The following is a 14,120-nucleotide window of genomic DNA, read 5'->3' on the forward strand; positions in this document are numbered from 1 at the left end:
TGGTTCGTGATACCATTGCAGAGATTGGCTACACCAATACAGAGTATGGCTTTTCTGCAGAGACAGTAGGCGTCCATCCATCTTTGGTGGAGCAGTCGCCAGATATTGCTCAAGGGGTTAATGAAGCATTTGAGGTGCGAGGAAATACTCAAAAAGATCCGCTGGATTTGATTGGGGCTGGTGACCAAGGCCTTATGTTTGGTTTTGCGGTGGATGAAACGCCAGAGCTCATGCCATTGCCTATTTCTCTCAGTCATAAACTGGTGCGTCGTTTGGCAGAACTGCGCAAATCAGGTGGATTGTCTTATCTACGACCAGATGCCAAGTCTCAGGTTACGGTAGAATACGATGAAAATGATCGCCCAATTCGTGTAGATACGGTAGTTATTTCTACTCAGCATGATCCTGAAGTCAGCAATGAGCAGATTCATCAGGACGTCATCCAAAAGGTCATTGCTCAGGTGATTCCAAGTGAATACTTGGATGGTCAGACTAAGGTCTTTATCAATCCTACTGGACGATTTGTTATCGGTGGCCCACAAGGGGACTCTGGTTTGACAGGTCGTAAGATTATTGTGGATACCTATGGTGGCTATTCTCGCCACGGCGGTGGTGCCTTCTCTGGTAAGGATGCAACTAAGGTCGATCGCTCTGCCTCTTACGCGGCGCGTTATATCGCTAAAAATATCGTAGCTGCTGGCTTAGCTAAAAAAGTAGAAGTGCAGTTGGCCTATGCTATTGGGGTAGCTCAGCCAGTTTCAGTTCGCATTGATACTTTTGGAACAGGCTTAGTTTCTGAAAGCAGACTTCAGAACGCTGTCCGCCAGATCTTTGATTTGCGTCCAGCAGGTATTATCCAAATGTTGGATTTGAAACGACCAATCTATCGTCAAACGGCTGCTTACGGTCATATGGGTCGAACAGACATCGATCTTCCTTGGGAACGCACAGACAAGGTGGCTGCACTCCAAGCGGCTTTGCAATAAAATAGTAGCTCTCAGTTTAAACTGAGGGCTTTTTTGTCTAGGAAAATGGATAAAACTATGATATAATAAAGAGTAATACCGTGAAAGAGCTAAATTTTAAAACATGAAAAAAATTGTAATTAATGGTGGTCGCCCTTTAAAAGGAGAGGTGACTATTAATGGTGCTAAAAATAGTGTTGTGGCCCTTATCCCAGCTATTATTTTAGCTGATAATATTGTTACTTTAGATGGTGTACCGGCGATTTCGGATGTGGATAGCCTCATCGAAATCATGGAAATCATGGGAGCGACTGTCAAGCGGTCTGGCGATTGCTTAGAAGTTGATCCTAGAAACATCAAGAATATGCCGATGCCATCTGGTAAAATCAATAGTTTACGAGCGTCTTACTATTTCTATGGAAGTTTGCTAGGCCGCTTTGGAGAAGCGACAGTTGGGCTTCCTGGAGGCTGTGACCTTGGACCTCGTCCGATTGATCTCCATATCAAGGCTTTTGAAGCGATGGGAGCTCATATGACCATGGAAGGCAATTATATGAAATTGTCAACGGGTGGCAAGCGCTTGGCTGGAGCTAGTATTTACATGGATACCGTTAGTGTCGGTGCCACGATTAATACGATGTTGGCAGCAGTCAAGGCTGAGGGACGTACGGTGATTGAAAATGCGGCACGTGAGCCAGAAATCATCGACGTAGCGACCCTGCTGAACAATATGGGAGCTCATATTCGTGGGGCTGGGACTGACATTATCACGATTGAAGGTGTGGACAGCCTTCATGGAACGCGTCATCAGGTCATTCCAGATCGGATTGAAGCTGGAACCTATATTTCCTTAGCAGCAGCAATTGGACAAGGTGTCCAGATCAATAATGTCCTTTATGAACATTTGGAAAGTTTCATTGCTAAGCTAGAGGAGATGGGTGTGCGCATGACCATTTCAGAGGATAGCATCTTTGTAGAAGGGCAGAAGGATTTAAAGGCTATTAATATCAAGACTTCGCCTTATCCTGGCTTTGCTACGGATTTGCAGCAGCCGATCACTCCGCTCTTGCTGACAGCTCATGGCCATGGGAAAATTGTTGATACCATCTATGAGAAACGGGTCAACCATGTCGCTGAATTGGCAAAAATGACTGGTAAAATCTCAACTGCTAGCAATCAGATCGTCTATGAAGGACCAAATCAGCTGCAAGGTGCTTCTGTGAAAGCAACGGATTTGCGTGCGGGTGCAGCCTTGGTGATTGCTGGTCTGATGGCTCAAGGCCGAACAGAGATTACCAATATTGAATTTATTTTACGCGGTTATTCCAATATTATTGAAAAATTAAGAAGTCTGGGTGCGGATATCCAGCTCATCGAAGAATAAGCGTTCACCGCTTATTTTTTATAGGGGAAGCCTATGAATTTGTGGACACAGTTAGCAGCTTTTTCTTTTATTGAAACGGAGCATTCGTTTTTACGCCCGATTCTTTTTGGAGATGCAGAATCCCTTTATAAAATTGCTTCCAATCCGGATAATACCGAGTTTATTTTTCCGACTGAAAGTAGCTTGCAGGAAAGTGAATATGTCATCGCCAATTATTTTATGAAAGATCCTTTGGGAATCTGGGCAATTTGTGATAAGGAAACGAATGAAATGATTGGTTCCATTAAATTTGAAAAAATGGACGAAATAAAAAAAGAAGCTGAACTAGGATATTTTTTGAGAAAAGACTACTGGGGACAGGGCTTGATGACTGAAGTTGTCCGTGAATTGGTTTTTCTTTCCTTTACAAAATTTGGCTTTAAGCGTCTAACCATCATCACGCATGAAGAGAATCTAGCTAGTCAAAAAGTTGCACTGAAAGCTGGTTTTAAGCTCTTCCGTCAGTTTAAGGGGAGCGACCGCTATACGAGAAAGATGAGAGATTACACCGAATATCGCTACGAAAAAGGAGATTTCAATGAGTAAACACCAGGAAATTTTAGCTTATCTTGAAAATCTTCCAATTGGCAAGCGGGTCAGCGTTCGGAGTATTTCAAATTACTTGGGTGTCAGCGACGGAACTGCCTACCGAGCGATCAAGGAAGCTGAGAATAGAGGAATTGTAGAGACCAGACCTAGAAGTGGAACGGTCCGAGTCAAGTCGAAAAAAGTTGTTTTAGAGCATCTGACCTATAAGGAAATTGCTGATATTACTGGCTCAGAGGTGCTTGCCGGTGAAAAAGGACTAGAAAAAGAATTTAACAAGTTCTCAATCGGAGCTATGACCGAGCAAAATATCCTACGTTACTTAAATGAAGGCGGTCTTCTGATTGTCGGAGATCGGACGCAGATTCAGATTTTGGCTCTTGAAAATGAGAATGCCGTGCTGGTAACGGGAGGTTTTGAAGTCGATCCAGAGGTTTTAAAACTGGCCAATCGTATTGACATTCCTGTCCTAAGAACCAAGCACGATACCTATACCGTGGCGACCATGATTAACCGTGCCCTGTCCAATATCCAGATTAAAACTGATATTTTGACGGTAGAGCAGGTTTATAGAGCCAGTCACGAATATGGTTTCTTGCATGACACAGATACCGTTCGTGACTATCTGGACTTGGTTCGTCGTAATCGCACCAGCCGTTTTCCAGTCGTCAATCAGCATCAAATGCTGGTTGGTGTTGTAACCATGCGGGATGCGGGAGATAAATCTCCTTTGACTACCTTGGATAAGGTGATGACCCGAAAAATCTTCATGACTGGTCTATCGGCGAATATTGCCAATATCAGTCAGCGCATGATTGCAGAGGATTTTGAAATGATTCCGGTGGTACGTAGCAATCAGACCCTCCTTGGGGTGATTACTCGTCGGGATATTATGGAGAAAATGAGTCGCTCACAGATTTCCAGTTTGCCGACTTTCAGTGAGCAGGTGAGCCAGAAGATTCATCGCCAAGAGGATGTTTTTTCTTTCACTGTCGAGCCTTTCATGCTGGAGCAAAACAGGGTCTTGGCTAATGGCGTCCTGACGGAAATTATCACTCGGATTACGCAGCAATTGATGACAAGGAGTGGCCGCAGCTTAATCGTCGATCAGATGATGATTCATTTCTTTCAAGCAGTTCAGATTGATGATGTCCTGCAGATTCGGCCCCGCATTATTCATCAAACGCGGCGCACAGCAGTGATTGACTATGATATTTACTTAGATTCGCTATTCGTTGCTAAAGCGACGATTACTGTAAAAATTAATTAGTAAAGAGGTTATAATGATTACTATAAAATCACAACGTGAAATTGATTTAATGGACAAGAGCGGAGATTTTCTGGCTTCTGTCCATATCGGTCTGAGAGACTTGATCAAGCCAGGTATTGACATGTGGGACATTGAAGAATATGTCCGCAAGCGCTGTAAAGAAGACAATGCTTTGCCCCTTCAGATTGGCGTAGAGGGCAGCGTTATGGATTATCCTTATGCGACTTGTTGTTCCCTCAATGATGAGGTGGCTCATGCCTTTCCTCGCCATCAAAAATTGGTAGAAGGTGATATCATCTGTGTTGATATGGTTGTCGGTTTAGTCGATAAGGCTGAGCTGGATGTGTCTAAGCTGGATTTTGACAATGTTGAGCAGATGAAGCAATATACAGAAAACTTCCGTGGCGGGGTTGCAGACTCTTGCTGGGCTTATGCAGTTGGTCAGATTAGTCCAGAAGCGCAGCAACTCATGGATGTGACCAAGGAATGTCTCTACCGAGGAATTGCAGCTGCAAAAGTTGGCAATCGCATTGGAGACATTGGTGCAGCCATTCAAGAATATGCTGAAAGCCATGGCTACGGAGTGGTGCGTGATTTGGTTGGTCACGGAGTTGGCCCAACCATGCATGAAGAGCCAATGGTGCCGCATTACGGACGTGCAGGACGCGGTTTGCGCCTGCGGGAGGGAATGGTTCTGACTGTCGAGCCAATGATCAATACAGGTACATGGGAAATTGACACGGACTTTGAAACCGGTTGGGCACATAAAACCCTTGATGGCGGTCTTTCTTGCCAATATGAGCACCAATTTGTCATTACCAAAGATGGTCCTGTGATTCTAACCAGCCAGGGAGAAGAAGGGACTTATTAAGCATAGAGGGCTGGGCTTGTCCCAGCCTTTTTGAATAGGAGAGAGATGTGACAGGATTCATCAAGAAGATGAGAGAAAATGAATTTCTCAGAGCTTTTTTCCATTTTTATCAGGCGTCGGAGGCAGATATTACCAGTATTGCTGTAGCCTACTATTTTCTGATTTCGATTTTTCCCTTGTTATTGATTGCGGCAAATATTCTGCCTTACTTTCAAATTCGGCCAGATGAGCTTTTAGTTGTGCTGAAAGACTTACTGCCGGAGTCATTGTATCTGACGATCGCCAAGGTTGTCCGAGATGTGCTGACCAAGCCTTCGACAGGTTTGCTGAGTATTTCTATCCTATCTGCCCTTTGGACTTTTTCCCAGAGTATGACTTTTCTGCAAAAAGCTTTTAATAAATGCTATGGTACGAAGCAAGGGCGAGGCCTTATCTGGGAGCGGATCTTTGCTTTTATCATGAGTCTAGGTTTGCAAGTCCTACTAGCCTTGTCGCTCGTTTTGACCCTATTCGGTCGAATGCTGGTTGGGATTCTTTATAATTTCTGGCAGTTTGACCGTGGCCTCTACCAGCAGTTGCTGACCATGACAGAGCCTACGATTTATCTGATGCTCTTTCTTTCGCTGATTCTGCTTTATTTTTCTTTACCCAATGTGAAAATTCCCAAAATCCGCTATGTCCTACCCGGTGCGACCTTGGTTCTTGTTATCATTTATAGCCTCATGAACCTTTTTACTGTTTATATTGAAGCTTATTTAGATCGCTTTTTAGACGTGCGTTTTGTTGGCTCAGTGGTGGTTGTGATTATCATGTTTTGGTTTATCCTGATTGCCAAGGTGCTAATCGTCGGTGCTGTCCTCAATGCAAGCATCCAAAGTCGTTTCGTATTGCACTTTGAAAGCCGTAGTGGTGAGCTTATTCTGAGATTTGATGACGAAGAACAAGCAGATAAGGATACAGATGTATAATAGGTGAAAGAGGAGAATTAAAGTATAATTTATATATTTCTATTCTCCATCTGATAATAGTCTAGCCTTTCTATTAGCTGTTTAGGAGGTGTTCAGAAGACAGATATGAGTTTCAAAGTGGAATTACCAGAGGAGTAAGGGGAGCGAAAGACGCTCTCTTTTTATGGTATAATGGGACAATGACATTTTTCTTTTGAATAGGTTTGATAATAATTCCAAAACAAATTCAAAAACTTACTAATAGTCTTAATCATGTTAAGGGAAGTAATTCATTAACAGACTTTCAAAAGTATTTCGAACAGAAATATGGTAAATAAGGGGAGATAGAAATGAAAAAAGTACTAACAATGGTCGGATTTGTCCTGTTGGGTGTTCTGCTTCTATGGGGTTATCATAGTTATCAACAATCAGAGCAGGATAAACAAGAACGCCAAAAATCAGAGCAGGCCAAGCAAGAACGCCAAAAATATGAGAATATGGATTACTATACAGGGAAATGGGAAATTGATTCTTATGAGTTTTTAGAAGATGGCAGGGGCGTGGCCGTGCATTGGAAGTCTCTGACTCCAGAAGAAGATCGATTGTTTGCCAAATACAATCCAGAGGTGGCTGAGAATTTTTTAGGTGTTCATGGGGCCTCTAATCAACGCTATATTGTTCGTGATTATTTCCATAATTCTACCTATAGAGGGACACAAAAATTACCAAAAGAGGATCCCGAAGTTTATTATGCCATGTCCATTTATCGAATCGGTGATCGAAAGTTGGAAGGCAGTCAATTAGATATTTATAAACTTGTAGAGGACTATAACCCTGATTATATACCAGAATATACTGGAGGTATTATCGAAAAGGATGGTAAGGATTATATACCGTTACAAGTATACAAACGAGGATGGGAGCTATCACAGAAAAAACAATTATGGTTGAATTTAGAAACCAAGCAAATTGATTGGGAAGATACAAAAATACAACAGTTTCCTGAAAGCCCTTCGGTAGATTTGGGTCTTTTAAAGGACAAGATGGAAGAGATGACAACCGATTTGAGAACATCTACAGCAGATGATTTAAGGAATCAAAATAAATTGTCTTTTCGTCAAGATGTATTGAAGGGAAGTGTTTTGGAAACAGTTGCACCTAAAGTTTATCAATTATTAAGTAAGCAAGATTCTCAGTTTTTCCTTTTGATTGATTCTAAGTATGATTATGATAAGGTTTATGGAGATGTTTCACAGTTTCTCGATTTGTATCAGCTTTTTGTCCCAGCCGATACGAATCTTTACGAAGGGCTGACGATTCCAGCCGAACTCAGTAAGGATGGTCAAGAACATTCAGTCAATACCAAAGAAGAATTTGACTTGTATTACGATATTGCCAAAGACCGCGAACTGAACAAACAACGTCGAATATTGGTTGAAAAAGGAGAATAAGAGGACGATTAGCTCTATCCTTTCAAAGTCAAATAAAGGAGGATTTTTACCAAATGAAATACCTAAAGACTCTCAGCTTCCGAACTAAGGTGTTTGTGGGCTTGCTTCTAGTTTCTTTGGTGGGCTATGGTGTTTATGCCTATACCTGGCCCATATATGTCCAATGGCAGGAAGACCATGAGGTATTGATAGTTAAAACAGAGGTGGAGCGCATTGAAACCTTTGGTTCCCAGAATCGCTATGTTTACTATAAAATGAAGGAACCTATGATTCCAGTTGTTTTTTCCAATCATTTTGTCACAAGTAATGCAAAATTTGTTGGGAGGAGCGAGAGTAATCTAGTGGAATTAACACTAGATGTTTATGATCTCAATCATTTAGAGAACCTACCAAAGACGATTGATGTAGTCAAACTGATCCAAACCTATGACCAAAATTATAGAGTAGATTTTTATTCTACAAGAAATTACACTAATGATGGGAAAGATTATTTAGTTTTTTCTTTGAGGAATAAGCAAAATAGAGAAGATAAGAAGGAGGTTGCTTTGGATGTAGCTTCTGAACAGATAGTACCAGCTCTACCTACAGATAAAGCAGAATCAAAACGAACCCCTTTTTCGTTCGATTATACCAATCTAGATAAGATAGCTACTGAATACGGCTTCATACCCACTTATCATTTAGCCTACAGTAATGATTCAAAAGTGAGAGAGGACGCTGATATAAACTTCATTGTGGACTACCCTGAATATTATAAGGCTATGGAGGGAGCCGCTAATATAGTAGTAAGAAAAGGAGCCTATTCCGATCCGGAAGCTATTTTCCAAGATATGCGCCATTGGTTTGCGCCGGTCGGTCAGGATAAGCTAGATGTTGTTGGGATAGATCCCAAAACAAAGGAAGAGACTCCTCTCAACAGTTACCAAGAGTATCAGGAATGGTATGAGAAACACATAAAATAGATTTGGAAGGACTCCACCAAGGCTTGGAGACTGTCAAAAGTGTGGGCAAGAATGTTTCTGATTTTTTCAATGGTGGTCTGAAAGCAGCCTCATCCTTGTTTGGATAATAGGAGAGAATAAATGGATAAGTTACAAAAAGATATTAATGATGCACTCGATCCAACTCGAAGATTAAACTTAGTAAAGATAATTTTTGTAGCGCCTTTTTTTTCATTGATGATTATGCTTGGGACATCTTTACCGATAAAACTATTTCGAATGGCTAGTGAAGCTGGACATGAACTAGTTACGCAATTGACATCAGTTGAAAAAGGTCTCATTCCCCCAGATAGTTTCTTTGGTTTTCTATTCTTGTTTTGTTGGTGTTATTTTATTTGTTGTTATATCATTACGAAAAGAAATCGCATTAAAGCCTATTTAATGACTCAGATTTTTCAATTATTTTTGCTCGTAATTTTATATTATAGTTTGTTTATAGCCGCCTTGTATCTAATCCCTCTAGTAGCAGTTCGTATCGTCTACTGGATTGGTTTTGTCTTATCACTGATTTACCTTATCTATATCCTTGTTACAAAGCAACGCGCTAGAAAGGATTATTTCTCCTCAGAATATTATAAAAATTTTTTGAATGTGATTTTATTCTTATGGTTGTTGATGTATGGAATCAATCTCTTTACTCACGGGCTTAATCATTTCCTAGCGTATCTCTTGCTTGCTTTATTACCTATTGCACCTATTTTACTAGGACTATTTTTGGTATCATTTTTTAAATCCAATGTAGTAACGCTAGAGAACTTGAATATAGTCAATAAAAATCAAGAGAAATACCGTGAAGAGTATGGCTATACCATCGAGGAATGGTACGGGAAAAAGTCAAAAATGTATAAGAAATATGTTAAGAAGCAACGAGGCATTAGTAAATAAATATCTATCCGAAAATTTCCACCTGATTTGACTTCAGGTGTTTTTTCTATGCTCTTCTCAAGCTGATTTGATATTGTAGTATTACATGATGTGAGTAATAAGGCTGCGCTAATGGATTTTAAAGGTGAAGACTATACTCGAGAGAATCTAACTAGCGATTGTACTGACCTTTTTTCTAACAAAAAGTGAGGCTAAGACTTTTTCCTAGCCTTTTTTTTGATGGTGCGGATAAGGGAAAGGCAGAAAGACTTCTGTGCGGAGGTTTAGTTATATATAGAATTTTTTTAAGATAAGTATTTCTAAATAGTTTTTATTGCATTTGCAACAAAATTCTGTTATACTATCTTCAGAAGGAGGAGGTATGTCAATTTTACGTGAGATTGGAATCATTGCTCGGGCTTTGGATTCCATCGCTAATATTGAGTTTCGTGACATAGATTTGGCGCGGGGGCAGTATCTCTATCTGGTGCGGATTGCGGAGAATCCTGGGATTATTCAGGAGGAGCTGTCGGATTTGCTAAAGGTAGATCGCTCGACGGTGGCTCGGTCGGTCAAGAAGCTAGAAAGTAAAGGTTTACTGGAACAGAGGCCAGCTGCCAATAACCGCAAGAACAAGGAATGGTTTGTTACCGAAAAGGGGGCAGCACTCTATCCTTTTATCCTAGCGGAAAACGAATATTCGGAGCAGGTTTCGTTGGAAAATTTTTCAGAAACTGAGCGGAAAGAGTTAGAGAAGTTACTGGTTCGCGTCCGAGAGAATATTACCAAGGACTGGGAGCTGGTCAAAAAAGGTCAGAAAAGAAATTATTGAGGTAGAACATGAAAATTACAGTTGAAAATGAATTTTGGGCTTTATTTCCAGAAGCGCAGATTAGTGTTTTAGTGGTCAAGGGACTGGATAATAGAGTGGATGAAAGTAAGGATCCATATTTCAAATCCCTGCTGGACAAGGGCGCAAAGCGAGCAGCAGACTTTATTCCAGATGAGAACTTCACTCAGAACGATGTCATTCAGGAGTGGCGGCAAGCTTTCAGCCAATTCAAGACCAAAAAAGGAGCGCGTTCCTCTATCGAAGCCCTACTCAAGCGGGTCAGTCAAGGACGGGAATTCAACCCAATCAATCCTTTAGTCGATATTTATAATAGTGTTTCCCTCTCTTATGCTGTTCCTTGTGGCGGTGAGGATTTGGACAAGATTGTCGGCGGTCTTTATCTAGGAAAAGCCAAGGGCGGCGAAGCATTTTTCCCACTAGGAGCTGAGACTGATGCACCAGCTTTACCGGAAGAAATCATCTACTCTGATGAAGAGGGAGCAGTCTGCCGTTGTCTTAACTGGCGAGAAGCGCAACGAACCATGCTGACAGAAGAGACCAAGGACGCCATATTGGTTATCGAGGCCATCAATGGAGAGCAGGCAGCGCGTGCTCAAGCAGCTATGACAGAACTACAGACTCTGATTGAGGACTATTTTGGGGTTAAGGGTGATATTACCCACCTGACAGCTGAAAATCCCAGCTTGGAAGTCTAAAAATAAAAATATCTGGATCAGAAATATCTGGTCCAGATGTTTTTTTTGGGGGGAAATAGGCTGCTCTATTCTTATCTTGCCTTATTTTTAAAGACAAAAATCTTGCTGAAGACATAGTTGAGAACGATAATCAGCACTTGAGCAATCAAAGTTTCAATGGTGTTGACCATCTTAATATCGTTGTGGACAAATTGCCCGATAATCTGCGGGAAGCTAGTGACAAAGATAAAGGTTAGCAGTAAATTTAAGCCCATAGTAGCCAGGCGGGCTGTGAAAAATTTGACCAATCGCACTGGCCAGCCCTGTCTCTTTTGCTTGAAAACGATGGTATCGTTGGTCACAAAGGCAAAGAGAATGCCCAGAATATCACCTATTATCGTGGCCAGTAGTTCGTTTCCCGTTAATTCATAGCAGAGCATCCGACTGACGACGGATACGACAGTGGTTGCCACACCAAAGAAGAGGTAGGATAGGACTTCATTGTCAAAGAATTTTTTAATCAAAGTTTTCATAAGCATAGTCTATCACATTTCTAGGATTTATGCTATACTAGTGAGGTTGTCGATTTGAAGGAGATAACTTTTCCGTCTGAGGCAACCCTTGGCGCTTAACTTCTTTCGCCAAGCATATTACACGCGCTCATGCGCTAAAGGAGAAAACATGAAACAAGAAAACTTATCAGTTCGTGATTTGACACACATTGCCATCGTTGCTGCCATTTATGTAGCCCTAACCATCACGCCTCCCTTAAATGCGATTAGTTACGGTGCTTACCAGTTCAGAATTTCTGAAATGATGAACTTTATGGCCTTTTACAACCGGAAATACATTCTGGGAGTGACCATTGGCTGTATGATTGCCAATCTCTATAGCTTTGGAATCATTGATGTCTTTGTCGGTGGCTGGTCGACTCTAGTCTTCCTATCATTAGGTGTCTACCTTTTCAGTCGCTATAAGAATCAGTACCTGATTAAAGATTTGCTTCGTTTGGATCATTTCTATTTTGCCATTTTCTTCTCTATTTCGATGGTGACGATTGCGGCAGAGTTGTATTTCTTACAGGGCTTGCCCTTCTTTCTGACTTGGTTTACAACAGCTATTGGAGAATTTGCTTCCTTGATAGTTGGAGCTATGATTATTAACCTTATTGCTAGACACCTTGATTTGACGAGATAAGACAGGAAGAGAGGCTGGGACAAAAGTCCTAGCCTCTCAATTATCTTTGTATTGTCGGGAAAGACGCAGTGGTTGAGTGGGATCTACTACGCTGATTTCATCAGCTTTTACAGCCCTACTCAACTGTGCGGAGGTGGGACGACGAAATCGAATTCTAACGAATTACCGATTTCTGTCCCACTCTCTTTTCTCTCCTTTTATTTTTTAGGAATAATTGGAAACAAATAGAGGAAGATTTTGTGTATTTGTGATAAAATGTCCACACCTTATTCAGCAGTCTTAATTTTATATACAGAGCGAGTCTCGACTCGCTCTTTTAAATATCAGAAATACATATGACTTTGAATAACTCGCTTCAACTCATCATTTTATGGGTAATTTAAAAAATATATTTTGCAATGATTGTTTCATGCCTAATTAGGTAAATTAGCCATTCTTCGAGCGGTCGTATTTATATTTTCATCGTTTGAGGGAAGATCTTACCGTTTGCAAATTGATGGTTAAGTCGATATATTTTTCCTTCTCAAGTATTTTCCAAATCATTTAAACTTTTTAAAGATAAGAACCACTTTCTAATTAATCAAAGACTACTTCAAATTTTTCAACTCTTGATAACATGAGAAAACCTCCGTAAAATGATTCAATTTATCATAACAAAAAATACCGAAAAAACACCATATTATATTGGTATGCGTCTGGTGTTGGATGAAATTGACTTTCGAAAACATTAACTATATAATGTCTGTAAACAAGAAATAATGAGGTAACGATATGAATAAAACAGAATTACTGTTACAAAGACTAGATGATATTGGTCAGTCTCTAAAAGATTCTAGACAAGCACTAGCTTTGCTGGCACTTGGTTCTTGCGGAGCAGAAAGAGAACGATTGGATCAGTACTCAGATTTGGACTTCTTTGTTATTGTAAAAGATGGCTACAAGCATGCCTATATCCAGGACCTAACCTGGTTAAGTAAGCTAGAACCAATTGCATTTCACTACCAAAATACAGTGGATGGACATAAAGTTCTATTTGAAGATGATGTTTTTTGTGAATTTGCTGTCTTTGAAGCTCATGAACTAGTAAACATTCCCTTCGCTGAAGGCAAGATTATCTGGAAGGAGGTCGGTTTTGATGGAACAATCTGCCAACCACAAAGATTGCCATCAAAAGAAAATAGAGACCGTGAATGGCTGTTGGGAGAAATTTTATGCAATCTCTATATAGGACTAGGTCGCTATCAGAGAGGCGAAAAATTGGCTGCTTATGATTTCATCCAAAACAGATCCGTCAAGCTTTGGACCGAACTAATCAATTTGGAAAAAACTTCTAAATCTAATTTTATAGATATTTTTAACAGCAACAGGCGATTTGAAAAAGGTTATCCAAATGAGGCCAAACAATTACCCTACTTTTTGCAAGGTTACGAACGAATCTCTGAATCTGCTCAGGCACTCCTAGAATATCTTGATAAACACTATCCTCTTAACGCATTTATAAAAGAAAAAATTCGCAATTTATTATAATAGAGACTTTCCAAAAAATGACCTAAATTCCAAAAGTTAGTTATCTTTGTCAACTGTAGTGGATTAATGAAATTTTAAAATCTGTAGAGGATAATTGATGTCCTCTACTTTTTTATGTTCAGAGTGAGAAAGATTCATTTCTTAAAGTTGCCAAAGTTAAAAAATCCAAAGCTTAGTATTTAATTGGTTTAATCAGAGACTAAAAAGTGCCTTTGAGGTTACTTTTTTAGTTGAGCTTAGCGTTTACTTTAGCTATTGGACTGCTGGGTGAGGTGTGTTATAATAGAAGTATGAAAGAAAGAATGTCAGAATTAGTCAAATTGCTTAACCGATACGCTCATGAGTATTATACGGCAGATAGGCCAAGTGTATCGGATAGTGAGTATGACAGACTCTATCGTGAGTTAGTGGAGTTAGAAGAAAAGTACCCAACTGATATCCTACCTGATAGCCCGACCCATCGGGTGGGTGGGAAAATTTTAGAAGGATTTGAAAAATATCCACACCAGTATCCTCTCTTTAGTTTGCAGG

At 40.4% G+C, this 14,120-nt stretch carries 14 protein-coding genes, 1 pseudogene and 1 riboswitch; of the genes and pseudogenes, 14 read left to right on the forward strand and 1 reads right to left on the reverse strand.

The features are described 5' to 3' along the window. The 11 genes from metK to Q0191_RS07100 all read left to right on the forward strand — a co-directional run. On the forward strand, nt 1–986 hold a 986-nt coding region (gene metK, locus Q0191_RS07050), incomplete at its 5' end, for a methionine adenosyltransferase (protein ID WP_297665097.1). Nucleotides 987–1,089: 103 nt separating this feature from the next. Beyond that, nucleotides 1,090–2,349: a UDP-N-acetylglucosamine 1-carboxyvinyltransferase gene (locus Q0191_RS07055; RefSeq protein WP_297665099.1), complete on the forward strand. Its 1,260-nt coding sequence runs from the start codon at nt 1,090–1,092 to the stop codon at nt 2,347–2,349. Nucleotides 2,350–2,382: 33 nt separating this feature from the next. Beyond that, nucleotides 2,383–2,934 (forward strand): GNAT family N-acetyltransferase, encoded by a 552-nt coding sequence (locus tag Q0191_RS07060; RefSeq protein ID WP_297665101.1) that lies wholly within the window; start codon nt 2,383–2,385, stop codon nt 2,932–2,934. Further along, complete coding sequence (spxR, locus tag Q0191_RS07065; RefSeq protein WP_297665103.1) at nt 2,927–4,204, forward strand: CBS-HotDog domain-containing transcription factor SpxR; 1,278 nt, start codon at nt 2,927–2,929, stop codon at nt 4,202–4,204. Before Q0191_RS07060 ends, spxR begins: the two co-directional genes overlap by 8 nt. 13 nt (nt 4,205–4,217) lie before the next feature. Further along, nucleotides 4,218–5,075, forward strand: coding sequence for a methionyl aminopeptidase (locus Q0191_RS07070; protein WP_297665105.1), 858 nt, complete (start codon nt 4,218–4,220; stop codon nt 5,073–5,075). A 47-nt stretch (nt 5,076–5,122) separates the two neighbouring features. After that, nucleotides 5,123–6,043 carry a YihY/virulence factor BrkB family protein gene (locus Q0191_RS07075; RefSeq protein WP_297665107.1) on the forward strand — a complete coding sequence of 307 codons (921 nt, stop codon included), beginning with the start codon at nt 5,123–5,125 and terminating at the stop codon, nt 6,041–6,043. Between the two features lie 329 nt (nt 6,044–6,372). Beyond that, nucleotides 6,373–7,473, forward strand: a complete 1,101-nt coding sequence (locus Q0191_RS07080) for a hypothetical protein (RefSeq protein WP_297665109.1) — start codon at nt 6,373–6,375, stop codon at nt 7,471–7,473. A 53-nt stretch (nt 7,474–7,526) separates the two neighbouring features. Then, nucleotides 7,527–8,435, forward strand: a complete 909-nt coding sequence (locus Q0191_RS07085) for a hypothetical protein (protein WP_297665111.1) — start codon at nt 7,527–7,529, stop codon at nt 8,433–8,435. Between the two features lie 120 nt (nt 8,436–8,555). Then, a complete protein-coding gene (locus Q0191_RS07090; protein WP_297665113.1) occupies nt 8,556–9,359 on the forward strand; it encodes a hypothetical protein in 804 nt (267 codons plus the stop codon). 361 nt (nt 9,360–9,720) lie between these two features. After that, a complete protein-coding gene (locus Q0191_RS07095) occupies nt 9,721–10,170 on the forward strand; it encodes a MarR family winged helix-turn-helix transcriptional regulator (protein ID WP_297665115.1) in 450 nt (149 codons plus the stop codon). A gap of 8 nt (nt 10,171–10,178) precedes the next feature. Continuing rightward, nucleotides 10,179–10,886 carry a B3/4 domain-containing protein gene (locus Q0191_RS07100; protein WP_297665117.1) on the forward strand — a complete coding sequence of 236 codons (708 nt, stop codon included), beginning with the start codon at nt 10,179–10,181 and terminating at the stop codon, nt 10,884–10,886. Nucleotides 10,887–10,957: 71 nt separating this feature from the next. Here Q0191_RS07100 and Q0191_RS07105 read toward each other — a convergent pair whose 3' ends face one another. Then, the gene (locus tag Q0191_RS07105; protein ID WP_297665122.1) at nt 10,958–11,398 is read right to left on the reverse strand and encodes a GtrA family protein; all 441 of its coding nucleotides are present in this window, start codon (nt 11,396–11,398) and stop codon (nt 10,958–10,960) included. Nucleotides 11,399–11,426: 28 nt separating this feature from the next. Then, nucleotides 11,427–11,549, forward strand: a riboswitch (PreQ1 riboswitch). Between Q0191_RS07105 and Q0191_RS07110 the strand changes: the two genes are divergently transcribed. From Q0191_RS07110 to ligA, 3 genes and pseudogenes are all read left to right on the forward strand, one after another. Then, complete coding sequence (locus Q0191_RS07110) at nt 11,547–12,062, forward strand: QueT transporter family protein (protein ID WP_297665119.1); 516 nt, start codon at nt 11,547–11,549, stop codon at nt 12,060–12,062. (Overlaps the previous riboswitch by 3 nt.) A 771-nt stretch (nt 12,063–12,833) precedes the next feature. Then, nucleotides 12,834–13,589 carry a hypothetical protein gene (locus Q0191_RS07115; RefSeq protein ID WP_297665121.1) on the forward strand — a complete coding sequence of 252 codons (756 nt, stop codon included), beginning with the start codon at nt 12,834–12,836 and terminating at the stop codon, nt 13,587–13,589. Nucleotides 13,590–13,879: 290 nt separating this feature from the next. Continuing rightward, nucleotides 13,880–14,120: pseudogene (gene ligA, locus Q0191_RS07120) on the forward strand (NAD-dependent DNA ligase LigA); the annotation flags it as partial.

It is taken from the genome of uncultured Streptococcus sp. (assembly GCF_938036805.1).
Classification (GTDB): domain Bacteria; phylum Bacillota; class Bacilli; order Lactobacillales; family Streptococcaceae; genus Streptococcus.